At 68.4% G+C, this 25343-nt stretch carries 19 protein-coding genes; 10 read left to right on the forward strand and 9 right to left on the reverse strand.

Annotated features, from left to right (window positions below):
* The first annotated feature begins 114 nt into the window (after positions 1–114).
* Positions 115–1155, forward strand: a complete 1041-nt coding sequence (locus OED01_RS11870; RefSeq protein WP_264155489.1) for an ATP-dependent DNA ligase — start codon at positions 115–117, stop codon at positions 1153–1155.
* Between the two features lie 6 nt (positions 1156–1161).
* Here OED01_RS11870 and ligD read toward each other — a convergent pair whose 3' ends face one another.
* From ligD to OED01_RS11900, 6 genes are all read right to left on the reverse strand, one after another.
* The gene (ligD, locus tag OED01_RS11875) at positions 1162–2214 is read right to left on the reverse strand and encodes a non-homologous end-joining DNA ligase (RefSeq protein ID WP_264155490.1); all 1053 of its coding nucleotides are present in this window, start codon (positions 2212–2214) and stop codon (positions 1162–1164) included.
* A gap of 48 nt (positions 2215–2262) precedes the next feature.
* Positions 2263–3417, reverse strand: a complete 1155-nt coding sequence (locus tag OED01_RS11880) for an SseB family protein (RefSeq protein WP_264155491.1) — start codon at positions 3415–3417, stop codon at positions 2263–2265.
* 87 nt (positions 3418–3504) lie between these two features.
* Positions 3505–5919, reverse strand: coding sequence for an ATP-dependent helicase (locus OED01_RS11885; protein ID WP_264155492.1), 2415 nt, complete (start codon positions 5917–5919; stop codon positions 3505–3507).
* A 136-nt stretch (positions 5920–6055) separates the two neighbouring features.
* Complete coding sequence (locus tag OED01_RS11890; RefSeq protein WP_264155493.1) at positions 6056–8848, reverse strand: lamin tail domain-containing protein; 2793 nt, start codon at positions 8846–8848, stop codon at positions 6056–6058.
* Positions 8849–8951: 103 nt separating this feature from the next.
* Complete coding sequence (locus OED01_RS11895; RefSeq protein WP_264155494.1) at positions 8952–9971, reverse strand: ABC transporter permease; 1020 nt, start codon at positions 9969–9971, stop codon at positions 8952–8954.
* Complete coding sequence (locus OED01_RS11900) at positions 9968–10942, reverse strand: ABC transporter ATP-binding protein (RefSeq protein ID WP_264155495.1); 975 nt, start codon at positions 10940–10942, stop codon at positions 9968–9970. Before OED01_RS11900 ends, OED01_RS11895 begins: the two co-directional genes overlap by 4 nt.
* 98 nt (positions 10943–11040) lie before the next feature.
* Between OED01_RS11900 and OED01_RS11905 the strand changes: the two genes are divergently transcribed.
* Positions 11041–11439 (forward strand): YccF domain-containing protein, encoded by a 399-nt coding sequence (locus OED01_RS11905; protein WP_264155496.1) that lies wholly within the window; start codon positions 11041–11043, stop codon positions 11437–11439.
* Positions 11440–11456: 17 nt separating this feature from the next.
* On the opposite strand, the gene OED01_RS11910 is transcribed toward OED01_RS11905, so the two are convergent.
* A complete protein-coding gene (locus OED01_RS11910; RefSeq protein ID WP_264155497.1) occupies positions 11457–12443 on the reverse strand; it encodes a glycerophosphodiester phosphodiesterase family protein in 987 nt (328 codons plus the stop codon).
* Between the two features lie 87 nt (positions 12444–12530).
* Between OED01_RS11910 and OED01_RS11915 the strand changes: the two genes are divergently transcribed.
* The 7 genes from OED01_RS11915 (at position 12531) to OED01_RS11945 (ending at position 21542) form a co-directional block, all read left to right on the forward strand.
* Positions 12531–13451: a Bax inhibitor-1/YccA family protein gene (locus OED01_RS11915; RefSeq protein ID WP_264155498.1), complete on the forward strand. Its 921-nt coding sequence runs from the start codon at positions 12531–12533 to the stop codon at positions 13449–13451.
* A 109-nt stretch (positions 13452–13560) separates the two neighbouring features.
* Entirely contained in the window at positions 13561–14778 is a 1218-nt protein-coding gene (locus tag OED01_RS11920; RefSeq protein WP_264155499.1) for an ROK family transcriptional regulator, read from the forward strand.
* Positions 14779–14883: 105 nt separating this feature from the next.
* Positions 14884–16236, forward strand: a complete 1353-nt coding sequence (locus tag OED01_RS11925; RefSeq protein WP_264155500.1) for an extracellular solute-binding protein — start codon at positions 14884–14886, stop codon at positions 16234–16236.
* 7 nt (positions 16237–16243) lie between these two features.
* Positions 16244–17179: a carbohydrate ABC transporter permease gene (locus OED01_RS11930; protein ID WP_264155501.1), complete on the forward strand. Its 936-nt coding sequence runs from the start codon at positions 16244–16246 to the stop codon at positions 17177–17179.
* A 1-nt stretch (position 17180) separates the two neighbouring features.
* On the forward strand, positions 17181–18074 hold the full coding sequence (locus OED01_RS11935; protein WP_264155502.1) for a carbohydrate ABC transporter permease: 894 nt from the start codon (positions 17181–17183) through the stop codon (positions 18072–18074).
* Positions 18075–18105: 31 nt separating this feature from the next.
* Positions 18106–21138, forward strand: coding sequence for an alpha-mannosidase (locus tag OED01_RS11940; protein ID WP_264155503.1), 3033 nt, complete (start codon positions 18106–18108; stop codon positions 21136–21138).
* Positions 21139–21269: 131 nt separating this feature from the next.
* Positions 21270–21542 (forward strand): GlsB/YeaQ/YmgE family stress response membrane protein, encoded by a 273-nt coding sequence (locus OED01_RS11945; RefSeq protein WP_264155504.1) that lies wholly within the window; start codon positions 21270–21272, stop codon positions 21540–21542.
* On the opposite strand, the gene OED01_RS11950 is transcribed toward OED01_RS11945, so the two are convergent.
* Together OED01_RS11950 and OED01_RS11955 are read right to left on the reverse strand one after the other, a co-directional pair.
* Positions 21532–22818, reverse strand: a complete 1287-nt coding sequence (locus OED01_RS11950; protein ID WP_264155505.1) for an RNA polymerase sigma factor — start codon at positions 22816–22818, stop codon at positions 21532–21534. The genes OED01_RS11945 and OED01_RS11950 overlap by 11 nt on opposite strands.
* Positions 22818–23243 carry a YciI family protein gene (locus tag OED01_RS11955; RefSeq protein ID WP_264155506.1) on the reverse strand — a complete coding sequence of 142 codons (426 nt, stop codon included), beginning with the start codon at positions 23241–23243 and terminating at the stop codon, positions 22818–22820. The genes OED01_RS11950 and OED01_RS11955 overlap by 1 nt, the downstream gene beginning before the upstream one ends.
* A 134-nt stretch (positions 23244–23377) precedes the next feature.
* On the opposite strand from OED01_RS11955, the gene OED01_RS11960 reads away from it, so the two are divergent.
* The gene (locus tag OED01_RS11960) at positions 23378–25309 is read left to right on the forward strand and encodes a TPM domain-containing protein (RefSeq protein WP_264155507.1); all 1932 of its coding nucleotides are present in this window, start codon (positions 23378–23380) and stop codon (positions 25307–25309) included.
* Positions 25310–25343 lie beyond the last annotated feature (34 nt).

Below are 25343 nucleotides of genomic sequence, written 5' to 3' on the forward strand. Positions count from 1 at the left end.
CTCATCCGTGGCGCGGAGATCCGGGCTGATGACCGCGCGAGCGCAGAACTTCTGAGGAGTTGTGAACGCCGCAGGCGTCTTCCCTCGCGGCCCGCACGCGACCAGGATGGAGCCATGCGCTACGACATCCCCGCCCCGATGCTCGCGAAGGCGGCGACCACCGTCCCGGATCCAGCGAAGACCGCCGGAGGACTGCTGTACGAGCCGAAGTGGGACGGGTTCCGCGGCCTACTCGCGTGGGACGGTGAGGCGCTCGAGATCGGATCACGCGGCGCCAAGCCGCTGACGCGCTACTTCCCCGAACTCGCGGATGCCGCGGCGTCGGCGCTCCCCGGCCCGTGTCTGCTCGACGGTGAGATCGTCGTCGCGACAGGTCCGTCCGGTGCGCAGCGCTTGGACTGGGAGGCGCTCAGCCAGCGCATCCACCCGGCGGCCTCCCGCATCACTCGCCTGTCGGCCGAGACGCCGGCCATGTTCGTCGCTTTCGACCTCCTCGCCGACGGGGACGAACTCCTCCAGGACCGCCCCTTCGCGGAGCGGCGCGACCGTCTCGAGCGGCTTCTCGACGGCGTTCCGCATCCGTTCCACCTGACCCGCACGACGCACGACCGGGAGGTCGCGCAGCGCTGGCTGGCCGAGTTCGAGGGCGCGGGTCTCGACGGCATCGTCGCGAAGCCCTTGGATCAGCCGTACGCACCCGGCAAGCGCACGCTCATCAAGGTCAAGCACGCACGGACCGCCGATGTCGTGGCGCTGGGCTACCGCGTCCACAAATCCGGATCCGGCGTCGGCTCGCTCCTCGTGGGGTTGTACGACGGCGATGGCGTGCTGCGCCAGGTCGGCGGCGTCGCGGCGTTCAGCGATGTCAGGCGGCAGGAGCTCGTCGACGAGCTGGCACCGCTCGTCGAACGGGACGCCGACGGATCAGCTGTGACCGGCGAGGGCGAGCGCAGCCGATTCTCCGCCGCGAACGTGTCCTTCGTGCGGCTGCGTCCCGAGCGCGTGCTCGAAGTCCGCTACGACCAGATGGAAGGGGCGCGCTTCCGGCACACCGTGCAGTTCGAGCGCTGGCGTCCCGATCGCGACGCCCGGTCGTGCACCTATGCGCAGCTGGAGACCGTCGCGGGGTACGACCTCGACGACGTGCTCGCCTGAGCGCCGTCAGTCCTCGACCCGTTCGCCGTTCTCGTCCCAGTTCTCGGCGACCTTCTTGCTCGGCTGCACGCGCGGCGGCTCCCCGGGCATCTTGGGGAACTCCGGCGGAAATGAGAGCTCACCGAGCCCGTCGGCCAGGTCGCGCTCCCACCATTGCAGCAGCGTGTCGATCCGGCCGGGCGAGGCCTGGATGTCCGCCCACGGGTCGCCCAGCTCGTCCAGGCGCTTCGGGATGCTGCGCACGGTGAAGCTCTTCGGATCCAGATCGTCGAGCTCGTCCCAGTGCACCGGGGTGGACACGGTCGCGGTCGGCAGCGCGCGCGGACTGTAGGCACCGGCCATCGTGCGGTCGCGGTTGGCCTGGTTGAAGTCGACGAAGATGCGCTTGCCCCGTTCCTCCTTCCACCAGCTCATCGTGACCTGATCCGGCATCCGGCGCTCGAGTTCGCGCCCGGCGGCGATCACCGCGTGCCGCACGTCGAGGAACTCGTGCTCCGGGACGATCGGGCAGAACACATGCAGTCCGCGGTTGCCGCTCGTCTTGATGAACGGCTCGAGGCCGCCTTCGCGCAGCACCTCGCGCAGACCGTGCGCGGCGACCACGGCATCCGCGAAGTCTGTACCCGGTTGAGGGTCGAGATCGATGCGGAGCTCCACCGGATTGTCGGCGTTCCCGGCGAGCGACGCCCACGGGTGGAACACGATCGTGTTCATCTGCACGGCCCAGACGATCGCGCTCGGCCTGTTGAACACGATCTGCGGGTGGCGACGCCCGCTGTTGTACGTGACCGTCACCGCGTCCACGAAGTCGGGGGTGCCCTTGGGCGGGTTCTTCGAGAAGAAGCTGTCTCCGCCGATCCCCTCGCGGAACCGCTCGAGCGACACCGGACGGTTCCCGTTCGCGCTCAGGAACGGCGTCGCCACGAGCTGCGCGTACTCGGCGAGCTCGGCCTTGGTGATGCCGACCTCGGGCCAGACGACGCGGTTCGGGCTGGACAGCGCGAGTTCGCGCTCCCCGTCGGGATCGGACACGGTCACGGTGACGCGTTCGGAGGCCATGCGTCGACCCTATTCCGAACGGGCGACGGGGGCCAGAGTCCCGGCCGGTCAGTCCCCCAAGTCGACCGCGAGGACCAGAACGGGCGCGAGTGCGTCGCGTTCCACGATGATCGAAGGGCCCGCCGGGTCCACGAGCACGCCAGCCATCTCGGGGTGCGTGGAGAGCACCTTCGCGAGCTGCTCCGGTGTGAAGGGCATGGGACGATCACCGCGGCCGAGCGCCACGACCTCGAGCGGGTGCGAGAACACCTGCAGGAACCGCTTGCCGTCCGGCGTCTGCGCCTCGGCGATGCCCACCTGGCCGCTGGAGGTGCCGTCGTTGACCGCGACCCAGACCTTGATCTTCGCCAGCGCCTCGCCGACCTTCGCTGCAGTATCCGCCTGCCGTGATGCCGCCAGCAGCGTCTTGATCGTGAGGCCTGGGTCCGCCTGGTCGAGCGCCTTCTGCAGCACCTCGGTCGGGAACACCGCACGGTGCACGCCCGAGGCGTTGTCGAGGATGAGACCGGTGAAGCCGCCGGAGATGACCTGCTCGATCACCGAGGTCACCGGCTGCGCGACCGCGGATGTCGCGGTGGGGTCGGTCTCGCGCTGCACGGAGTCGCGAACGGATGCCGCGTTGCTGAAGGCGAGCATGAACGAACGGTCCTCGTCGCGGACGACCGCGATCGACAGCTGCTTGCCCTCCGCGATCTGCGTGCTCGCGTCGCCGTTGACACGCAGGTACAGGTGCCCCTGCAGCGACTGCCGGAGGACGCCGAGCAGCTGCTCGTTGGTCGCCCCGGCTTCGATCTCGGCGAGCGCCTCGCGCAGCAGGACGTTGTCCTTCATGCCGGGCACGGTCTCGGTCTGCTCCGGGGGAACTGCGGCGGCGAGCGGCAGCGCGCGCTTGACCGGGGTCGCCGGTGCAGCGGGCGCGGATGCCGGGGAGGACTGCGTGGCCTGGACAGAGGAACGCGTCGGGGCCGGCTCATCGCCGGGCAGCGCGACCTCGGGTCCCGCTTCCGCGCCCACACCTCGGAAGGCCTGCACCGAGATGCCGACCGTGGGCGCCGCTGCCTCCGGCTCGACCGCGGTCGGCTCTGCGACATCGTTCTCGCCCTGCGCAGCGCTCTGATCGGCCTCGGCGGCGTCGAGCGTGGTCGGCTCCGCAACCGGGACGGCGTCGTCGGCGGACTTCTTTCGGCGGGAGAACAGGGCCATGCCAGCCAGCCTAATCGTCGCCGGCACCGCACGCCGCCCTCACGTGCCCCGTGATGCCGAGCGAGCGTACGGGAACGGTGCGGCGGGTCAGAGCTTCTCGATCGGGGCGATCTTGATCAGGAGCTTCTTCTGGCCGGCCGAATCGAAGCGCACGTGGGCGATGCGCTTCGCGCCCTCGCCGGTCACGGCATCCACCCTGCCCTCGCCGAAGTCGTCGTGACGGATGCGGTCGCCCGCGGCGAGGACGAGGTCGCCGTTGTCGCGCACCTTCGAGGTGACCTTGTTCGGGAAACGGTCCATCGACGTCGACAGCGGCTTGAGCGAGCCGCCGAGCGGCTTGACGCCGAATCGGTCGCCGCCGGTCGGCCTGCGTGCGTTGAGCGCACGCGACTGCGTGCCACCACGGGAGTTCACGTCTCCCGGTGACTGACGCCAATCGATGAGCCCCGCCGGGATCTCCTGCAGGAAGCGGCTCGGCATGGCCACGGACACCTCGCCGAACTGGGCGCGGGTCATCGCGAGCGACAGGTGCAGGCGCTTGCGGGCACGCGTGATGCCGACGTAGAACAGCCGGCGCTCCTCCTGCGGACCCCCCGGTTCACCCGCGGAGATGCGGTGCGGGATGAGGTCCTCCTCAACACCCGTGACGAACACCGCGTCGTACTCCAGGCCCTTCGCCGTGTGCATCGTCATGAGCGAGACCGAGCCGGACTCGTCGTCCAGGTCGTCGGCATCCGACACCAGGGCGACGTCGGTGAGGAAGTCGACGATCGTGCCTTCGGGGTTGTTGCGGGCGAAGTCCCGCGTGACGGCCACGAACTCGTCGAGGTTCTCGACGCGCGCCTCGTCCTGCGGATCCCGGCTCGCGCGCAACGCGTCCAGGTAGCCGCTCTTGGCGAGCAGCAGGGTGAGTCCGTCCGCGACCGATGTCGCCGGCGGCACCTCACCGGACGAGGGCATCAGGATCTCGGATGCTTCGGCGAGCACGGCATCCAGTCGGCCGATCGCGGCCTGCAGCTTGGGCCCGACGCCGAGCTCGGCTGGGCGCGACAGCGCCTCCCGGAACGTGATGCCGTGGTCCTCGGCGAACCGGGCGATCGCGGTCGCCGTGACGTCGCCGATGCCACGGCGGGGCCGGTTCAGGATGCGCCGCAGAGCCATCTCGTCCGCGGGGTTGGCGACCGAGACGAGGTAGGCGAGGGCGTCCTTGATCTCGGCGCGCTCGTAGAACTTCGTGCCGCCCATGATCTTGTACGGAACGGCCGAGCGGATGAAGATCTCCTCCAGCGCGCGGGACTGCGAGTTCGTGCGGTAGAACACCGCCATCTCGGAGTACGGGAAGCCCTTGCGGTGCAGCGCCTCGACCTCGTCGGCGACGAACTGCGCCTCATCGTGCTGGGAGTAGCCGGTGAACCCGACGATCTTCTCGCCGTCGCCGCGGTCGGTCCACAGCTTCTTGTCCTTGCGGTCGAAGTTGTTGCCGATGACGGCGTTCGCCGCCGAGAGGATGTTCTGCGTCGATCGGTAGTTCTGCTCGAGCAGCACGACCTTGGCACCGGGGAAGTCGCGCTCGAACTCGCTGATGTTGCGGATGTCGGCGCCGCGGAACGCGTAGATCGACTGGTCGCTGTCACCGACGACGGTCAATGACGCCCCCTCGAGGGCCGGGGTCGTCTCCGGCTCGAAGATCATCATGCCGTTCGAGGCATACGGATCCGGTGCCGTCGAGGACACCGGTCGTGTCAGTTCGTGGATGAGTGCGTACTGGGCGTGGTTGGTGTCCTGGTACTCGTCGACGAGGATGTGCCGGAATCGGCGCCGGTACGTGTCCGCGACCTGCGGGAACGCGCGGAACAGGAACACCGTCTGACCGATGAGATCGTCGAAGTCGAACGCGTTCGCCTTCTGCAGCTGCCGCTGGTAGTCGCCGAAGATCTCGACGAACAGCCGCTCGGCCGGATCGGACATGTTGGCCTGACGGGCGTACGACTCGGCGTCCGACAGCTCGTTTTTCAGCTTCGAGATGCGCGACTGCACGGATGCCGGGGTGAGCCCGTACGCATCGGCCTCGTGGTCTTTCACGAGCCGCTTGATCAGCGCGCGCGAGTCGCCGGAGTCGTAGATCGTGAATGTCTTGGTGAAGCCGAAGTGCTCGGCCTCGCGCCGGAGGATCCGCACGCAGGCGGAGTGGAACGTGGAGATCCACATGCCGCGGGAGGCTTCGCCCACCAGCGACCCGACGCGCTCGCGCATCTCGCCCGCGGCTTTGTTCGTGAACGTGATCGCGAGGATCTGGCTCGGCCACGCCTCGCGTCCCCGCAGCAGCGAGGCGATGCGGCGGGTCAGCACGCTCGTCTTGCCCGATCCGGCACCCGCCACGATGAGCAGCGCGGGGCCTCGGTAGGTCACGGCTTCGAGCTGCTGCGGATTGAGCCCGGCGAGGAGGTCGTCCTGCGCCTGGGGCCCTGCTGTTCCGGGAACGATGAGGGGTGCGTCTGTCATGTCCTTTCGAGTCTAGGCGGCGCCACGGACACGCACGCGCGGTCGCCCGCAGCTGCTGCGCGGACGGAGAGATCCCGGACGCGGAGGACTTCGGCGTGAAGTCTCCGGCATCCGGGATCTCTCGAGGCGAAGAGCGTCAGCCCTGTGCCGGACCCGCATCAGCGGCGCGGATCCGGCGGGTGCGCACGAGGAGTCCTCCTGCGGCCACGAGAAGCGCGGCGAACACCACAGCCGTGATCGGGAGCTGAGCGCCGGTCGCGGCCAGGCCCGCGCTCTGCGAGACGGTGATGTCCGCCCAGCCGATGAGCTCGCCGTTCGCGTCGTACACCGCGATCCGATGGGGGCCGGCCGCCGCGTCCGCCGGGATCGTGACCGTGATCTCCCCGGTCGCGTCGAAGGCTCCCGCCGCGAGTCGCACAGGCTCCGAGTACATCCAGACGGACACGCCGGCACCGGCGTGCGCCGCGCCCGCGATCACCCTGACCGCCTGCCCCGGGGTCGCGACCGAGGGGTTCACGACCAGACCGTTGCGATTCGCGTCCACCAGCTCCGTTCCCGCCGGCGGCGTCTGACCGTCCGGCTCGCCGCCAGGGTTCTCACCGCCGGGGTTCTCACCGCCGTTCGCGATCGGAAGCGTCCCGGCGCGCAGCGCTTCGGACGCGAAACCGTCGGCGAACCACCACACCGGACGTTCGCCGTCGACGGCGAGAGACGCGGGTGCCGTGACGAACCCCTCGTTGTTGATGTCGGGCATTCCCGCCGGACGCGCGAAGTGGGCGATGTCGGGCGAGACCGTGCCGTTGAGCGCGATCTGCGCCGAACGCCCCTGGCAGCCGTCGTCGCACACGGCCCACAGCACATCGAGCGCGCTGTCGTAGTCGAGAGCCATGACGCCTGCGAGCCCCGGCTCGATCTCGGACACGAGCGTCGCCGATCCGTCCGCGCGGAACGCAAAGGCGTAGACGTGGCCGGTGTCCTCGACGGCGACGAAGAACAGTCCGTCACCGTGGCCGTGGTGCTCGGCCGGATCGTACGCCGCGCCCGTCGTGTCGTCGAAGAGGGCTCCGGCGAGGACATCGTCGGAGATCCACTCGACGGCCTCGATGCCGAGGTTCGCTCCGACCGCCGGGAGCAGAGCCGTGAGGTCCCACTCCTGCTCGGCGACGAGATCGCCGGCCGCGGCATCCGGATCCACCTTCAGCACCACGTTCTGGTTCACGCCCTTCGCGCTGTTGTCGCGCTCCGAGGCGACGTAGACGGAACCGGCTCCGTCGACCGTGATGCCCTCGGTGTCAGGACCGGCCGCGCCGGCATCCGCCGCGTCCTTCTGGAATCGGACGCGCTTGCCCTTGTCCCAGCCGTCGGCCATGACGATCGAGCCGTCCGCGTTCGCCTCGAGCTTCCAGATCCGCCCCTCGCCGTTGTCGACCGCCCAGAGGAACGCTCCCTCAGCCGTCTCCTGCAGATCGAGACCCGAGCTGTCCTCGAGGAATGTCGGGGCGGTGTCGAGCACCCGCACCTCTGCCGAACCCGGCCACGGCGAGACGGTCACCTCACCGGGCTCTTCGCCCTCGCCCGGTTCCTCGCCACCGCCCTCGCACGCGTTGCGCAGTCCCTTGGTCGCGGACGCGAGATCGACGAAGTCACCGGTCCCGTCCGCGCATCGAGCCCACACGCCGGCCGCGTGGGCGGCGTAGGCGTGCTCCGCGACCGTGCTGCCGTCCGCTTCGCGGATGGTGACGGTGTCGCCACCGCCGAGGCCGAACACGAAATCACGGGGCTGATCGAACACGAAGTACGCACCAGGCTCGAGAACCGTGCCGGCGGGCACCGGCGTGGTCTCGCCGGCGTGCCCCACCGGATCCGAATCCATCAGCGTCCACCCCGAGATGTCCACGGACGTCGCCTCGAGGTTCACGATCTCGACCCAGTCGGTCGCGTCGCCGTTCGATTCGATCTCGTTGATCGCCACGTCCGGTGTCACGCACGTGTTCGCCGCCCCTGGCGTCGCATGCGCCAGCACGAACGCCCCGACACCGTCAGGGCAGCGGGCGAGCGTCGCCGCAGCGAAGTCGCCGTCGATCGCGGCGTGGCCGCTCCACGGCTGGGTGTCATCGAGCAGGGAGCCGGCGGCATCGAACAGGCGGATGCGGTCGGCGCTGCCGATCCCGATCGGATCGCGGAATGCGGTCTCGACGCCGTCGACGATCCCGATCGAGCCCTCGTCGACCACGAGGAACTCGCCGGCGTCGATCACCGATCCGGTCGGGAACTTCCAGCGATGATCGTCGGAGTTGTCGCGGATCTCGTAGCCTGAGACGTCCAGCGGCTCCGTACCGGGGTTGTGGAACTCCACCCAGTCGGCGGGCTGCGAATCGACCTCGTTGATGCGGATCGATCCGGCCACCGGCTCGATCGTGCAGTCGTTCCGAGCACCAGGAGTCGCCGCGGTCGCGTGCGCCCACACCCCCGTGCCGTCCGGGCAGCGGGCCCACACCGCGAGCGGCGCCGTGTTCTCGTACGCGAAGGCGTCCACCTCGGCATCCGTCGGATCGAACAGGACGACCTCGTCGCCCTTGCCGAGCCCGAAGCCGAAGTCGACGTCCTTCTCGAGCACCAGGAAACCGCCCGGCTCGAGCACACTGCCCGCCGGCGCCTGGCCGAACTCGTCGCGGTTCTCGTCGGCGATCCGCCAGCCGTCGAGGTCGACGGCCTCGGTGCCGGCGTTGAACAGCTCGACCTGGTCGGCGAGACCGGTCGCGGCGTCGTCGTAGACGATCTCATTGAGGACGATCGTCGGTGCGGCGGCGGTCTCGGTGGATCGGATGCCGGGCTCGGCGCCGATGGCGGCAGCGGGTGCGGCGAGCAGGGCGGCAGCGCTCAGAGCGCTGACCGCCGTGAGCGCGACCCCGCGGTGCAGGCGGGACATAGGACTCCTGGGTCAGGAAGGACGGGTGTTCCCTCAGACCAGCGATCCCGCGTGGACGCGTGGCGACGCGCAGGTGTATCGACGGTGAACAGCCGGTGGCCGTTCAGGCGATGCGCGTCCCCGGGGGCAGCCGTCGCGCCGGCGTCCGCGTGCGCGACCAGGCGCCGGCGAACAGGCCACCCGCGATCAGGATCTGGATGCCGAGTCCCACGAACCAGCTCGGCACCGTGCCCTCCATGAGCTCCTCCGGTGTGTGAGCGTCGCCGTACTCCTCGGAGCAGCCATCCCAGCGCTGCTCGACCGGGGGATGCTGCGCCATCCGGACGCCGAGCTTGATCTGACCGAACATGTCCACCGGGTATCCGTCCGGGTTGAAGTCGGTGGGTGTCGCATCAGCGAGGACGACGAACGGGTTGGCCGCCAGCACCCACCACACCCGATCGAACCGCGGCACCTCGTACGTGTACGTCTCCCATCGGTCGCACTCGAGCTGGCCGTCCGCGTCGTACGGGCGGCTGTAGCTGGTCGCTTCGCTGCGGATCGCGGCGCCGCCCAGTCCGAACGCGATGAGGGTCCCGATCGTGAGCCCGGCGACGACGAGGTAGGTCGCTGCGACGGAGAACAGCGGGCGTGCGATGAGACCGCTCAGGCCGACGCCTATCGCGGCGACGACGACGATCTCGACGGCCAGCACGAGCAGCGAGACGAGCAGTACGAGCGCGTTCACTCCCCCGCCGAGCAGGGCGATCGCGAGGAACGGGAGCGCGACGAGCAGGAAGGCTCCGCCGGTGGCGACCGCGGCGAGGAGCTTTCCGAGCATGATGTCGCCCGTGGATGCCGCGGTCACCTGGACCGCAGCGAGGGTCGCCGCTTCCCTGTCGCCGTTGATCGCGTTGCCGCTGAGCGTGGGTGAGACGAGCACGACGAGCAGGAGCACGACGTTCACGACGATCGAGTACACGCCGGCACCGACGAAATCGCCCCACGAATACACCATGAACGCGAGGACGGTGACGCCGATCAGCACCAGGGCGAAGACGCCGAGGAGGATGTACCAGCCGACGCTGCGCAGGCGCTGCGTCAGTTCGAGGCGGGCGATGGTGGCGATGTGCGCGGCGCTCATACCGCCGCCTCCGTTCCGGACGATGGTTGTGCAGGCGGCGGCGCGGTCTGGGCGGCGCCGCGGATGTTGAGGAAGGCGTGCTCCAACGCGCTCTGCGCCGGCGCGAACTCGGCGACGGCGAGCCGTGCCTCGATGAGCAGACGGAGGGCGTGCGCCGCGGCGTCCTCACCAGGGAAACCAACGACGACGGCACCGCGGTCCGCCCCGACCGACTCGGTGGGGATGCCGAGCGTCGATGCGACCTGCCAGGCGTCGGCACTGAAGCGCTCCTCGCTCGCGCCGGCGAGACGGACACGCCACGCCCTGGTCGACGGTTGCGCCGCTGTGGCATCGACGACGGACCCGGCGACGAGGAACACGGCGTCGTCGACGACCTCCTCCAGCTCGGAGAGGATGTGGCTGGAGATCAGCACGGTTCGACCCTGGCTTGCGAGATCGCGCAGCAGCACCCGCAGGTGCACGCGCGCCTCCGGATCCAGTCCGGACGCCGGCTCGTCGAGCAGCAGCACCTGCGGGTCGTGCACGAGCGCACGCGCCAGACCCAGCTTCTGCTTCTGCCCGCGCGAGAGCACCTTCGCCGGCGCGTCGGCGAGGTCGCCGAGCCCGACCAGAGCGAGCAGTTCGGCGGCGCGGGCGGCGGCATCCTGCTTAGACATGTCGAACAGCCGAGCCGTCGTGACGATCGTCTCCCTGGCGGTCAGCGACGGCCAGGCCCCGAGCGCGTCCGGCATCCAACCGAGGAGCCGTCTGGCGGCGAGCGGATCGGCCATCGGATCGATCTCGCCGATGCGGATGCTGCCGGAGTCCGGCGCGAGCAGTGAGGCGAGCATCAGCAGCAGCGTGGTCTTGCCTGCGCCGTTCGGACCCACCAGGCCGGTCACCCGACCTGCTCTGGCGTGGAAGCTCGCGTGTCGGACGGCGCGTACCTGGCCGAATGATCTGGTGACGCCCTCGGCGACGATTCCGCTCATCCGGTCATCATGGCATCGACCGGCTTCCGATCTTCGGAACTGCCAGGTGACGCTCAGCGCCGGGCCGATCCCCAGGCACACGCTGGCAGAATCGGAGCATGCGCACGATCCTCAACATCATCTGGCTGATCCTCGCCGGATGGGCACTGTTCCTCGGTTACGTGCTCGCGGGCATCCTGCTGTGCGTCCCGATCATCACCATCCCGTGGGCGATCGCGTCGTTCCGTATCGCCGGCTACGCCATCTGGCCGTTCGGCCGGGAGGTCGTGAGCAGGCCGACTGCCGGTGTCGGGTCCTTCCTCGGCAACGTCATCTGGGTGATCCTCGCCGGCTGGTGGTTGGCGATCGGGCACATCGTGTCGGGGATCGCCCTGTGCATCACGATCATCGGCATCCCGATGGGCATCGCCGATTTCAAGCTCGTGCCGGTATCCCTCATGCCGCTCGGCAAGGAGATCGTCAAATCAGGGACCGGGGCCTTCGACCGGACGCTGTGACACCGGACGCTGTGAACTCAGCCGCGGAAGAAGCCGGCGCCGAGATCCGGGTGATCGACGAACACGCCGTCCACTCCCGTGCGCGCTATCGCGCTCCACTCCCCCTCGTAGTCGCCGAAGGCTTCGCGTCCGCCGGCGCCACGGAACTCGGGTGCGAGGAAGGCGTTCTCGGGGCGGCACGTCCACGTGAACACCTGCAGTCCTCGGTCATGCGCGTCGTCGACGATGGAATTCGGGCCTTTCAGCAGCATCCGCTTGTTCACGCTGATGCCGTCGAACCGTCCGACGAGCCCGTCGAGGCCGGCGGGCTCCACCGTGGCCGGATAGGTCAGCGCCTGCTTGCCCTGGGCGACGAGCAGGTCGTACGGTCGCCCCTTCGCCTCGATGAGGTACACGTACGACGCCGCGATCCCGGCTGTGCGCAGCTGCTCGAGCACGGTCGACTCGAAGGACTCGATGATCAGCGGCAGCTCGCCCTCCGCCCAGCCGGCGGACCGCAGATCGCGCGCGATCAGAGGGGCGAGACCGAGTCCGATGCTGTCGAAATAGGTCGCGTGCTTGATCTCCAGCACGACCCCGATCTCCCGCCCGTGCTCGGCCGAACCAGCGCGGACGAGGTCGAGGACGTCGACGAGACGCAGGATCGGCTGCGCACCGTCGAAGCTGGCACTCGACGGGCGCACCTCCGGTACGCGTTCGCGTGTACGAAGGGTGGTGAGTTCCGCCCAGGTGAAGTCCTCCGTGAACCAGCCGGTCAGCGCCTGGCCGTCGATCCGCTTGGTGGTCTTGCGATCGGCGAACTCCGGATGCGCCGCGACGTCCGTCGTCCCGGAGATCTCGTTCTCATGGCGGACGACGAGCACTCCGTCGCTCGTCGCGACGACGTCCGGTTCGACGGCGTCCACGCCCATCGCCAGGGCGAGCTCGTAGGCCGAGCGGCTGTGTTCGGGGCGATACCCGGAAGCGCCGCGATGGCCGATGACGAGAGGCGCGTTCCTGGGCATGCTCTCAGCGTAGAACAGCGCATGCGGCTGGCCGCCCGGGTAGTGTAAGAACAAGCGATATCAAGACCCCCTTGGAGTGAGGCCACGATGAGCAACTTCGCATTCAACAATCCTGCTTTCCAGCAGCAGGACCCGCGCAATGTCGCGACGTATCCCGGCGGACCGCAGGCGGCTCAGGGTGCTCAGGCCGCCTCGTTCCAGCACGCCGGTGTGGATGCCGCCACGAACGCGCAGTTGGAGGGCATGTACGCCGCTCCGGCCGCAGGTGCGATCGAGACCGACCGGATGAGCGTCGAGGACACGGTCTGGAAGACCGTCGGCCTCTTCGTCATTCTGCTCGCCACCGCCGCCGTCGGCTGGGTCTGGACTCTGGGTGGGACACCCTTCCCTGACCGTGCCGATACGGCTTCGGTCTCGATGGTGCCGTGGATGGTCGGCGCGCTCGTCGGCTTCGTGCTGGCGATGGTCGTCACCTTCACCTCCCGCAAGAAGGTGCGCCCCGCGCTGATCTTCGCGTACGCCGCCTTCGAGGGTCTCTTCATCGGTGCCATCTCCGCGTTCTTCGAGATGATCTGGCCCGGCATCGTCGGCCAGGCCACGCTCGCGACGGTCGCCGTCGTCGGTGTCACCCTCGCGCTGTTCGCCAGCGGCAAGGTCCGCGCCTCCAAGAAGATGACGAAGATCGTCATGATCGCGATGATCGGCTACCTCGTCTTCGGTGTTCTGAACCTCATCGGCATGTGGACCGGTCTCGTCGACCCGCAGCTGACGTTCGGCATCTACAGCATGAAGATCATGGGCATCCCGGTGGGCCTGCTCATCGGACTCCTGGTCGTTTTCATGGCGGCCTACTCGCTCGTGATGGACTTCGACCAGATCCAGCAGGGCGTGCGCAATGGCGCCCCCCGCAAGTACGGCTGGCTCGGTGCCTTCGGCATCATGGTCACCGTGGTGTGGCTGTACGTCGAGATCCTGCGCATCATCGCGATCGTCCGCGGCGACAACTGACCCAGCGCTCCGCATCGAAGAAAGGCCGTCCCATCGGGGGCGGCCTTTCTTCGATGCGCGCGCATGCCGGTACTGTCTGCGGGACGATAGTGTGCGCTCGGGAGGAACCATGAAACGCGGATCCAACATGCCCGCCGTCGGGACGTACAATCAGACCCTGGTGCTCGACATGATCCGCCGGTCGCCGACGGGCCTGAGCCGGATCGAACTGGCGGAGCTGACCGGCCTGTCCGCACAGACGCTCAGCAACGTCGCCCGCAAGCTGTCGGTCGCTGGCCTCATCCTCGAGGGAGAGCGCGTCGTCTCAGGCCCGGGCAAGCCGCGGACCATGCTCCAGCTGAACCGTCGTGCCCGCTTCGCCGCCGGTATTCACCTCGATCCTTCGATCGACACCTTCGTGGTGGTCGATCTCTCGGGAAGCATCGTCGCGCACAGGGAAGCGCCCCCGGGCGACACGGACTCGACACCGGATCTGATCGCAGCGCTCGCCGCCAACACTCGCGCACTCCTGAGATCAGCCGACGTCCCGTCGGACCGTGTCCTCGGCATCGGCGCGGCGCTGCCAGGTCCGATCGACGATGCCGAAGGCATGCTCCTGGCGCCGCCACTGCTGCCCAATTGGCACCACACCCGTGTGCGCGACCTCCTGATCCAGTCGACGGATCTGCCGGTGGTGGTCGAGAAGGATGTCATCGCCGCGATGGTCGGCGAGCAGTGGGCCGATGCCGACCACGCGCTCAGAGATGCCGCGCTCCTCTACTACGGCGCGGGGGTGGGCCTCGGCATCGCACACGATGGGGAAGCCGTCCGAGGGCGTACAGGCAACGCCGGTGACATCGGTCACCTCGTCGTCGATCCGAATGGTCCGCAGTGCCAATGCGGGATGCGAGGCTGTCTCGGCTTCACGGTCGCACCGGAGCGCCTGCTCTTCGATGCCGGCGTCACGGCTTCGCTCGACCTCCCGTGGCGTGCGGTGCCCGCGGGCCTGGACGAACTGCGCGCGCGGGCGCACGACGGCGACGCTCGCGCGCTCGCGGTGTGCGCTCGTGCGGCTGAAGCGCTGGCACGGGCGATCGTCCTCATCAACAACATGCTCGATGCCGGGACGGTCGTGATCGGCGGTCCGGCGTGGAGTCGGCTCAGCGAACTCCTGGAGCCGCGATTGCGTACCATCCTCCCCACGGTGTCGCAGATCACGACGACACGCCCGCTCCGCCTCGTCGAGGCTCGGCTGGGCACGGATCTCGCGGCAGCCGGCGCTGCGTGCCTGGTTCTGGACAACATGTTCAGCGCGCGGGCCTCCGGCCTGATGATCAGCGACTCCTGAGCGCACTCGCCCCGATCGAAATTGGGGCTTGACTTGATATCTAAACATGTTTGAATAACACGAGCGCGACGTCTGCGCACCACACGCGTGAGCAAAGGAGCTTCGATGAAGAAATCACTGGCCGGACTGAGCATCCTCGCCGTGGGCGGCCTGACCGTCGCCCTGAGCGGCTGCACCGGGGGCACGTCGGGCGGTGGCGACGACGTGCTTCGCGTCGCCTACCAGAAGACGTCGTCGTTCACCGCGATGGACGACCTCATGAAGACCGTCAAGGCGGAGTACGAGAAGCAGTATCCGGATCGCGAGGTCGAGCTCGTGCCCATCGAGGCGGAGCAGGATCAGTACTTCACCAAGCTCGCCCTCATGAACGGATCCGCAGACACCGCTCCGGACGTCATCTACGAGGACACCTTCCAGATCCGCTCGGATGCGGCCGCCGGTTACCTCCTGCCCATCGACGAGTACCTGGCCGAGTGGGAGGACTGGGATCTCTACGACGAGGGCGCGAAGCAGGCCGGCGTCGGCGACGACGGCAAGATGTACGGGGTTTCACTCGGCACCGACACACGCGGGATCTACTTCAACAAGGACCTCTTCGAGGCGGCCGGACTGCCTACCGACTGGCAGCCCACCTCATGGGATGAGATCCTCGAGGCTGCGCGTGCGATCAAGGAGAGCCATCCCGATGTGACACCCCTCAACATCTATGCGGCGAAGACCCTCGGCGAGGCCACCTCGATGCAGGGCTTCGAGATGCTGCTGTACGGCACCGGTGACGAGCTCCTGGACACCTCGTCGAACAAGTGGGTGGCCGGATCGGCCGGGTTCCGCGATGCACTCGGCTTCTACGAGACCGCCTTCGAAGAAGGACTCGCGCCCGATCCCGCCGAGGCCCTCGATCCGGGCTGGGGATCCAAGGTTCAGAACGAGCTCATCCCTCAGAGCAAGCTCGCGATCGCGATCGACGGCTCGTGGCTTCCCAGCGGATGGATCGACGGCGACAACGCGTGGCCCGAGTGGCAGGAGACGATGGGACTCGCCGCGATGCCGACCCAGGATGGCGGCGGAGACGGCTTCACGTCGATGTCCGGTGGCTGGACGCTCGCCGTCGGCGCCAATGCCGACGACCCGCAGGCCGCGTTCGACTTCATCGCCCAGGCGATGACGCCCGAGAACGCACTGACCTACCACCAGCAGGCAGGGCAGATCGCCGTGCGCTCCGACGTCGCCTCCAGCCAGGAGTACCTCGACTACAACCCGTCGTTCGAGTTCTTCTCGTCGCTGGTCCAGTACACGCATTTCCGCCCGGCGACCCCCGACTATTCGCAGATCTCGTCGAACATCCCTGTTGCGACCGAGTCGGTCATCACGGGGCAGTCCTCGCCGGAAGAGGCGCAGAAGGCCTACGACGAAGCGCTGATCGGCATCGTCGGCGAAGACAACGTCACCGCGGGCTGAGCTTCGCATGACCGCCGTCACCGCCGGCGGGCTCGGGCACCGTGGTCGGGGATCCGTTCCCCGACCACGGCACAGCTCGAGCCGCGCCCTCATCCGCCTGCTGCCGATCGTTCCCGCCGTGCTGCTGCTGGCCGCCTTCATGCTGGGTCCGATCGTCTATTCGCTGTACGGCTCGCTCACCGACCGGGCCATGACCGGTCCGCGCGCCGCCAACCCGCAGTTCGTCGGCATCGACAACTACGTCGAGCTGCTGGGTTCCGCCGAGTTCTGGAACGCGCTCGTCCTCACGGTCGTGTTCGTCCTCGCGTCCGCCGTCATCGGCCAGAACGTGCTCGGGATGCTCCTGGCCGTGCTCATGCAGAGCTCGTCCAAGCTCGTGCGGACGATGGTCAGCGGAATCGTGGTCCTCGCCTGGGTGCTTCCCGAGATCGTCGCGGCCTTCGCCCTCTACGCCTTCTTCTCGAAGGACGGCACGCTCAACGCTGCCCTGGGGTGGTTCGGCCTCGAGCCGACCGCATGGCTCTATCATCTGCCGATGCTGTCAGTCATCATCGCGAACATCTGGCGCGGAACGGCGTTCTCGATGCTCGTGTACAACGCGGCACTCGCCGAGGTGCCGCCCGATCTGATCGAGGCGGCGACCATCGACGGCGCATCGGCCTGGCAGCGGTTCACCCAGGTCACCCTGCCGGTGATCCGCCGTTCGATCTCCACGAACCTCCTCCTGACGACCCTCCAGACGCTGGGTGTGTTCACGCTCATCTGGGTCATGACCGGCGGCGGTCCAGGCACCGCCTCCGCGACGTTGCCCGTGCTCGCCTACCAGGAGGCCTTCAAGTTCGCGCAGGTCGGATACGGCACGGCTATCGCCACCGTCACCCTGCTGATCGGCGCGGTCTTCTCGATCATCTACATTCGAGTTCTCAAGCCGGAGGTGGACTGAGATGGCCTCGCAGACCATGACGGAGACGCGCACGCTCCTCACCCCGGGGAGCAGATCCCTCAGCGTGTCCGCTCCGCGCAAGCGCGCTCAGACGGTGACGACGAGCATCATCCTGAGCATCATCGGCGTGCTGTTCCTCGTCCCCCTCCTGTGGGTCGTCTTCGCCTCGTTCGACGCGAATGCGACCGTGTCGATGCGGATACCGGAGACGTGGACGCTCGAGAACTACACGAACGTCATGACCTGGGAGCTTGCATGGCTCCCCCTGCTCAATTCGGTGCTGATATCGCTCGGTACCGCGGTCATCACTGTCGTCGTCTCCCTCCTGGCGGCCTACCCCCTCTCGCGGTATGCGGCCCGATATCAGAAGCCGTTCATGTACGCGATCCTGTTCGGCACGGGCCTTCCGATCACGGCCATGATGGTGCCGGTCTACTCGCTGTTCGTGGCCTTCGGCATCCTCGACTCCACGTGGGGGGTCATCGTGTTCATGTCGGCGACATCGTTGCCGATGGCGATCTGGATGCTGAAGAACTTCATGGACTCGGTCCCGATCTCACTGGAGGAGGCGGCCTGGGTCGACGGCGCCAGTTCCATGCAGGCACTCGCGCGCATCGTCGTGCCCCTCATGCGTCCGGGCATCGGTGTGGTGTTCATCTTCGTGTTCACCGGCGCCTGGGGGAACTTCTTCGTTCCGTTCGTTCTCCTGTTCACCTCGGACCGTTTTCCCGCCGCCGTATCGATCTTCAATTTCTTCGGTCAGTACGGCACGATCGCGTACGGCCAGCTCGCGGCATACTCGGTGCTGTATGCGGCGCCGATGGTCATCCTGTACGTCATCGTCCAGAAACTGTCCGGCTCCTCCTTCGCGCTCGCCGGATCCGTCAAGGGCTGACCCAGCCCTCTTCTCACACGAAAGCTCTCTCATGCATGACCGTTCTCGCCTTGCTCTCCTCCGTGTCGACCGGTTCGTCCGCGAACGGCTGCGACCCCGCATCCACCGGGCGTCGGAACCGCTTGCCGCAACGCATTGGAACGCCGCCGGCGAACCCGTCTCCTTCGCCGAGGCCGCGGCGGGCGTGTACACGCCGATCGCTCCCGGAGATCTCTGGGGGCGCCCGTGGGGAACGACCTGGTTCCGCGTGCACGGCGCCGTGCCCGCATCCTGGCGGGGGCCGGACGGATCGCTCCCGTCACGCACCCGAGCCGAGGTCGTCGTCGACCTCGGCTTCACCCAGGGCCAACCCGGATTCCAATGCGAAGCCATGGTGTGGGATGTCGCGGGCCGGCCGCTTCGAGGAATCGCGCCACTCAACAACGCCGTCTCGGAAGCGGTGGACGAGGCGGGCGACATCGACGTGTACATCGAGGCCGCCTCCAATCCGGATGTCGGCAGCCTCTTCACGTTCGATCCGACGCCGGTGGGCGATCTCGCGACGGCTGGTACCGACCCCATCTACACGCTCCGCGACCTCGAGGTGCGTCTGCGCGACCTCGAGGTCACCGACCTGCTCGCCGACACGCTGACGCTGCGCGGCCTCGCCGAGCAGCTCGACGACGGCTCCCCTCGACGCGCCGACATCCTGATCGCCCTGGAACGGATGATCGACGTCATCGATCCCGATGACGTGACCGGGACCGCGGCCTCAGGTCGCGAGGTTCTCGCGCCGTTGCTGGCGAAGCCGGCCTCCGCCTCCGCTCACACGCTGCACGCCGTCGGCCACGCGCACATCGATTCCGCCTGGCTGTGGCCCGTGCGGGAAACCGTCCGCAAGGTGTCGAGGACCTTCTCGAACGTCCTGTCGCTCATGGACGAGGACCCCGACTTCGTCTTCGTCGCCTCGAGCGCGCAGCAGTACGCCTGGATCAAGGAGTACTACCCCGACCTGTTCGAGCGGATCCGAGCCCGTGTCGCCGAAGGCCGATTCATCCCGGTGGGGAGCATGTGGGTCGAATCGGACACGAACATGCCGGGATCCGAGGCGATGGCTCGCCAGTTCATCGCGGGCAAGTCCTTCTTCCTGCGCGAGTTCGGAATCGACACGCCGGAGGCGTGGCTCCCCGACTCGTTCGGATACTCGGGCTCGCTGCCGCAGATCGCCAGGTCGGCCGGCGTCCGATGGTTCCTGACGCAGAAGATCTCCTGGAACGAGACGAACAAGTTCCCCCACCACACGTTCGATTGGGAGGGGATCGACGGCACCCGGATCTTCACGCATTTCCCGCCCGTCGACACGTACAACTCACGCGTGACCGCGGATGAACTCGCTCACGCCGAGCGCAACTTCGCCGACAAGGGGCGCGCCACCGTGTCGCTCCTCCCTTACGGCTACGGCGACGGCGGCGGCGGGCCGACGCGCGAGATGACCGCAGCCGTCGCCCGCGCCGAGTCGCTCGAGGGGTCACCGCGCGTCGTGCACAGCACCCCCAGGAGATTCTTCGAAGCCGCCCAGGCCGAGTACCCGCGGCCCGAGGTCTGGTCTGGAGAGCTCTACCTGGAGTTCCATCGCGGAACCTATACGAGCCAACTCGCCACGAAGCAGGGAAACCGACGCAGTGAGCATCTGCTGCGTGAGGCGGAGCTCTGGGCCGCGACGGCGACCGTTCGCCTGGGCATCCCGTACCCTGCGGAGCGACTGCAGCGCGTCTGGGAGACCGTCCTGCTGCAGCAGTTCCACGACATCCTCCCTGGGTCGTCGATCGCGTGGGTCTACCAGGACGCCGAGCGCAACTACGCGTTCGTGGCTCGGGAGCTCGAGGAGCTGATCGGCGACAGCCTGCGAGCCCTTGCGGGGCAAGGGGAAAGGACGCTCATCGCGAACGCGTCCCCGCACGCGCGTCAGGGAGTGTCGGCTCTCGGCGCCGCTGCCGCGGACGACGTCGAGCTCATCGAGCCGAGCCGCGCCGGAGCCGCGGGATGGGTGCTCGACAACGGCATCGTCCGCGTGACGGTGGACGACCGGGGTCTGGTCGTCTCGGCCGTCGACCTCCGTACGGGACGCGATGTCGTCGCCCCAGGGCGCCCCGCTGGGATGCTTCAGCTTCACCGCGACACCCCCACGCAGTGGGATGCCTGGGACGTGGACGTCCACTATCGCAACACCGTCACCGATCTGACCGACGTCGCATCAATCGAGGTCGACGGCTCGGCCATCGTCGTCGAGCGCCGGTTCGGTGCGTCGACGGTGATCGAGCGGATCAGTCTGCGCGCCGAATCGCGCGTGCTGTCGTTCGACCTCGAACTGGACTGGCACGAGAAGCAGAAGATGCTCAAGTTCGCCTTCCCGCTCGACCTGCACACCGACCGGGCCGCGTCGGAGATCCAGTTCGGACACATCGAGCGGGCGACGCACACGAACACGTCGTGGGATGCCGCACGATTCGAGACCGTCGCCCACCGATGGATCCATGTCGCCGAACCCGACTTCGGCGCCTCGATCGTCAACGACTCGACCTACGGCCACGACATCACGCGCGAACAGCGCGATGAGCACGGCGGCACGATCACGATCGCTCGGCTGTCGCTCATCCGCTCCGCGCTGTTCCCCGACCCCACGCAGGATGAGGGCTCCCACACGTTGCAGGTCGGTCTCGTGATCGGCGCCGACGTCGTCACGACGGTCGCGGAGGGCTACCACATCAACCTCCCCGCTCGTCGTGTCGAGAGCGCCGCGGTCGATGCGATCGATCCACTCGTGCTCGTCGACAACCCGGGCGTCGTCGTCGAGGCGGTCAAGCTCGCAGAGGACGCAAGCGGCGATGTGGTCGTGCGCCTCTATGAGGCGCTCGGCACCCGGGCGCGCGCGACGCTGACGACCGGCTTCTCCTTCGCGAACGCGCGACAGGTCGATCTGCTCGAACGCGACGTGGCTCCCGATGGCTCCTCGGTCAGCGGCGATGGTGTGCGACTCGAGCTGCGCCCCTTCCAGATCGTCACGATGCGCTTCAGCCGCGGCTGAGCAGCGACGCCGTCTGCGACCCGTCGAAGGCCCGTCTCCTCTGAGACGGGCCTTCGTCGTTGTCAAGGGGTTGTCGTGAGGCGGTTCTCCCGCCATCCTGGGGTGCACCGACTACAGAAAAGGAGCGCATCATGAGCTTCCTCGGATTCCTTCTCCTCGGCCTGATCGCCGGAGCGATCGCCAAATTGATCCTGCCCGGACGGCAGGGCGGCGGGTGGTTCATCACCCTTCTGCTCGGCGTCGTCGGCGCGATCCTCGGCGGCTGGTTGGGCAGCCTCCTTCTCAACCGCCCACTCACCGAGTTCTGGGATCTCGGCACCTGGCTGCTCGCCATCGGCGGCGCGATCATCGTGCTGCTGATCTACGGCCTCATCGCCGGGCGCGGCCAGAAGGTCAACGACTGACGTCGGCGGCCTTCGCCTCCAGAATCGTACGTTCGCGGTCGTTGCCCGCCAGTCGGGCAGCGGCCGCGAACTCTGTGCGCGCCTCGTCCGCTCGCCCCAGCCGCAGCAGCAGCTCCCCCCGAGTGGCGGGCAGCAGGTGGTATCCCTTCAGGGCTCCGGATGCCGCGAGCCGATCGATCTCCCGCAGCGCGGATGCCGGGCCGGTGGCCATGGCGATCGCGGCCGCACGGTTGAGATCGACGACCGGCGACGGCGCGACCCGACCGAGCGCCTCATACAGTACGACGATGCGATCCCAATCGGTGTCCTCGATGGATGCCGCGACCGCGTGGCACTCGGCGATCGCCGCCTGTAGACCGTACGCGGTGCGGGCCCCGAGCGCATCCGCGCGGGCGAGCGCCGCTCTCCCCGCGGCAATGCGCCCCCGGTCCCAGCGACGCCGGTCCTGGTCCGCGAGCAGGACCGGGTCCCCGTTCGCATCGACGCGGGCCGGGAAGCGCGCGGCCGTGAGCTCCATCAGCGCCAGGATGCTGTGCGCGTCGCGCTCCCCGGGCAGCAGCGCCACGAGCACGCGGGCGAGGCGGATGGCCTCGACGCTGAGTTCCGGACGCATCCAGTCCGCGCCGCTCGAGGCGGCGTGGCCTTCGTTGAAGATCAGATAGAGCACTGCGAGCACGGCGCCGAGCCGCGCCGGCTGCTCCTCCCGCGGCGGCACCTCGAACGGAACGTTCGCCGCGCTGAGCGTCTTCTTGGCGCGCACGATGCGCTGCTGCACCGTCGCGGTCGGGACCATGAACGCGCGCGCGATCTCCTCGCTCGACAGGCCTGCGACGACGCGCAGCGTCAGCGCCACCTGCGCCTCGCGCGACAGCACGGGATGGCACGAGATGAAGACGAGACGGAGCACGTCGTCGTCGATCTCGTCGGGGTCCCACGGGTCGGCGCCGGCGGCATCCGCCTGTTCGCGTTCGAGATCGTGGGCGATCGCGGCGACCCGGTCGTCAAGGCGCTCCTGTCGTCTCCAGCCGTCGATCGCGCGACGTTTCGCGACGGCCGTGAGCCAGGCGGCGGGGTTGCGCGGCACGCCCTCGGTCGGCCACTGCTTCAGCGCCTCGACGAGCGCCTCCTGCGCGAGGTCCTCGGCCAGGGGGAAGTCACCGACCATGCGAGTGAGGGTCGCCGTGATCTTCGCTGATTCGATGCGCCAGACGGCGGCGAGGGCGCGCTCCACGTCCTGCGTGGAGTGCGCCCTCGGCGCGGATTCCCGATCGGCCATCAGCCCTCGGCGCGCTGCGCCTGCTCCTCGCGCCAGCCCTCTTCCTTCTGGATCCACTCGTTGTCCTCGGGGAAGTCGCTCATCTCGGTGACGCGACGCACCTCGAGGTAGGCGCCGGGTCCGAGCGGTGCGCGCTTGGCCCACTCCGCGGCCTCCTCACGGGACGAGACCTCGATGATCCAGAAGCCGTTGAACAGCTCCTTCGTCTCGCCGTAGGGGCCGTCGGTGACCAGCGGCGCCTCGGCCGAGAAGTCGACGACGAAGCCTTCGGCCGCGTCGGTCAGACCTTCGCCGGCGAGCAGCACGCCCGCCTTCATCATCGACTCGTTGTACTTGCCCATCGCCTCGATGATCTGCTCGAAGGGGATGTCCTGGTACGCCTCGACGCCCGAGTCGTCCGCGCGCATGATCAGCATGTACTTCATGGTTGTTCTCCTTGATGATGGGGCCGCCTCTCGACCCTCTCACTGAAGACGTCGAACGGGAAGACACCGGATCGACACGGCATCCGGATTTCTTTCGAAATTCTTCGAGATCGCCGACGCGATAGCCTCTGGGGGTGACGAAGCGGAGACCACTCGCGCGCTGGGGAACGACCGCGCTGCTCAGCACTCTCATCATCGGATCCGGGGCCGCCGCGCACGCCGAGACGCCGCCGGAGCTCGATTCCGGGTACATCACCGATGTGTCCGGCGTGCTCGACGCTGCGGATGAAGCCCGGTTGGAAGAACGTCTGCGTGAGCTCGCATCCACCGAAGGCGTGCCGGAGCTCTTCGTCGTCCTGGTGCCCGACTTCGAGGACCCGGTCAACGCGCTCGCCTGGGCCGACGAGACCGCTCTGCGCAACAACCTCGCGGCGGATCAGTATCTGCTGGCGATCGCGACCGACGGCCGCAGCCTCGCGATCTCCGCCGAGTACGGCGACGGCGGAGCCGCGGCAGGGCCGCTCTCCGAAGGCCGCGTGCTCGAGATCGAGGACGGACTCGGCAGCGACCATCTCGCCGACGACGACTGGGCGGGCGGGATCGACTATGTCGCGGATGAGTTCGAGAAGGTCCCGTGGCCATGGTGGGTGTGGGTGCTCGGCATCGCCGCACTGGCGCTGATCATCTTCCTCGTCACGCGGCTCGTGCTGTTCCTGCGACGGCGGGCCGCTCGCGCCGCCGAACTGCGCACGCTCGAAGGCCAGAAGAAGCGGGCGGCGCGCCTTCTCGTCCAGGCCGATGAGGCGGTGCGCACGAGCGAACAGGAGCTCGGCTTCGTGACCGCGGAGTTCGGAGAAGAGTCCACGGCCGAGTTCGTCGCCGTGCTCGCCACCTGCCGCGTCCGCCTGCAGGAGGCGTTCCAGCTCCTGGAGAAGCTGCAGGATGCCGATGAGGACGAGCCGCACGAGACGCGCGCCTGGACCGACACGATCATCCGGTTGTGCGGGCAGGTGGATGACGATCTCGAGGGTCGCAAGCGCGCGTTGGCCTCGCTCCGGGCTCTGGCGGACGGGGCAGCGGAAACACTGGCGCGCCTGAGATCGGAGCGCGAGGCCGCTTCGGCCTTCGCCGGCGTGGCCGCCGAGCGCCTCGCCGCTCTCGCGACGGCGTTCTCTGCGGCCGAGCTCGCCGGCGTGGCCGACAACCCCGCTGAGATCACGGGTCGCCTGCGGGCGGCCGATGCGCAGCTCGAGGCGCTGCAGAAGGCGGTGGACGCGCGCAAGCCCGACGCGATCTCGCAGAGCGTGCACGAGATCGAGCGGCTGCTCGCCGAGGCGAAGGACCTGCAGGATGCGGTCGGCGCCGAGGCGGAGGCTCTCGCCGCCCGAGCGGCCGCCCCGGCTGCCGAGACCGGATCGACCCTCGAGCGGGCGAAGGCCGCGGTGCGCGCCGCCGAGCTCTCCGTTCAGGCCCGGTCGGGTGAGGTGAGCTCGTTTCCGCTGACGCGTCTGTACTTCGCCCAGCGGCAGCTCGCCGAAGCGACGGCCGCCACTGAATCGGAGGACGTCGAGCTGCGTGCGGCATCAGCGCTGGCCGCCGCGGAGCAGGTGCAGAGCCTCGTCGGCTCGCCGGTCGCGTCGGAGAGTCGCCGGTTCGTCCGTTCCGCGTCGCCCTCCGAGAACCGGGCGATCATGTACGACCCGCCGTCCTCCGACTCCGGCACGCGGTCAGCGTGGCGGCGTTCATACGCTTACGACGATGATGAGGGCACCGGAGGCAAGGCGGTGCTGGGCGGGATCAGCGGTGGCGTGGTCGGATTCTTCAGCAGCGTGGGCCTCTCCGACGGTGCGCCTGGGCTGATCGTGATGTTCGTTCTCGGCGGCGTCGTGCTCGGCGCGCTGTCCGGCGCGTTCGGCGGCAACGGTGGCGGCGGCAGCTCTTCCGGGTGGGGAGGCTCTTCGCGCTCCTCGTCGCGCACGTCGTGGGGCGGTTCTTCTCGCTCGTCCAGCAGCCGGTCGTCCGGCGGGAGCCGCTCCTCCGGGCGGTCCGGCGGGCGCCGGTTCTGATCGTCGCGGCATCCGCCTGACCGCCGTGATCGGA

The sequence above is a fragment of the Microbacterium sp. M28 genome, assembly GCF_025836995.1.
Taxonomy (GTDB): domain Bacteria; phylum Actinomycetota; class Actinomycetes; order Actinomycetales; family Microbacteriaceae; genus Microbacterium.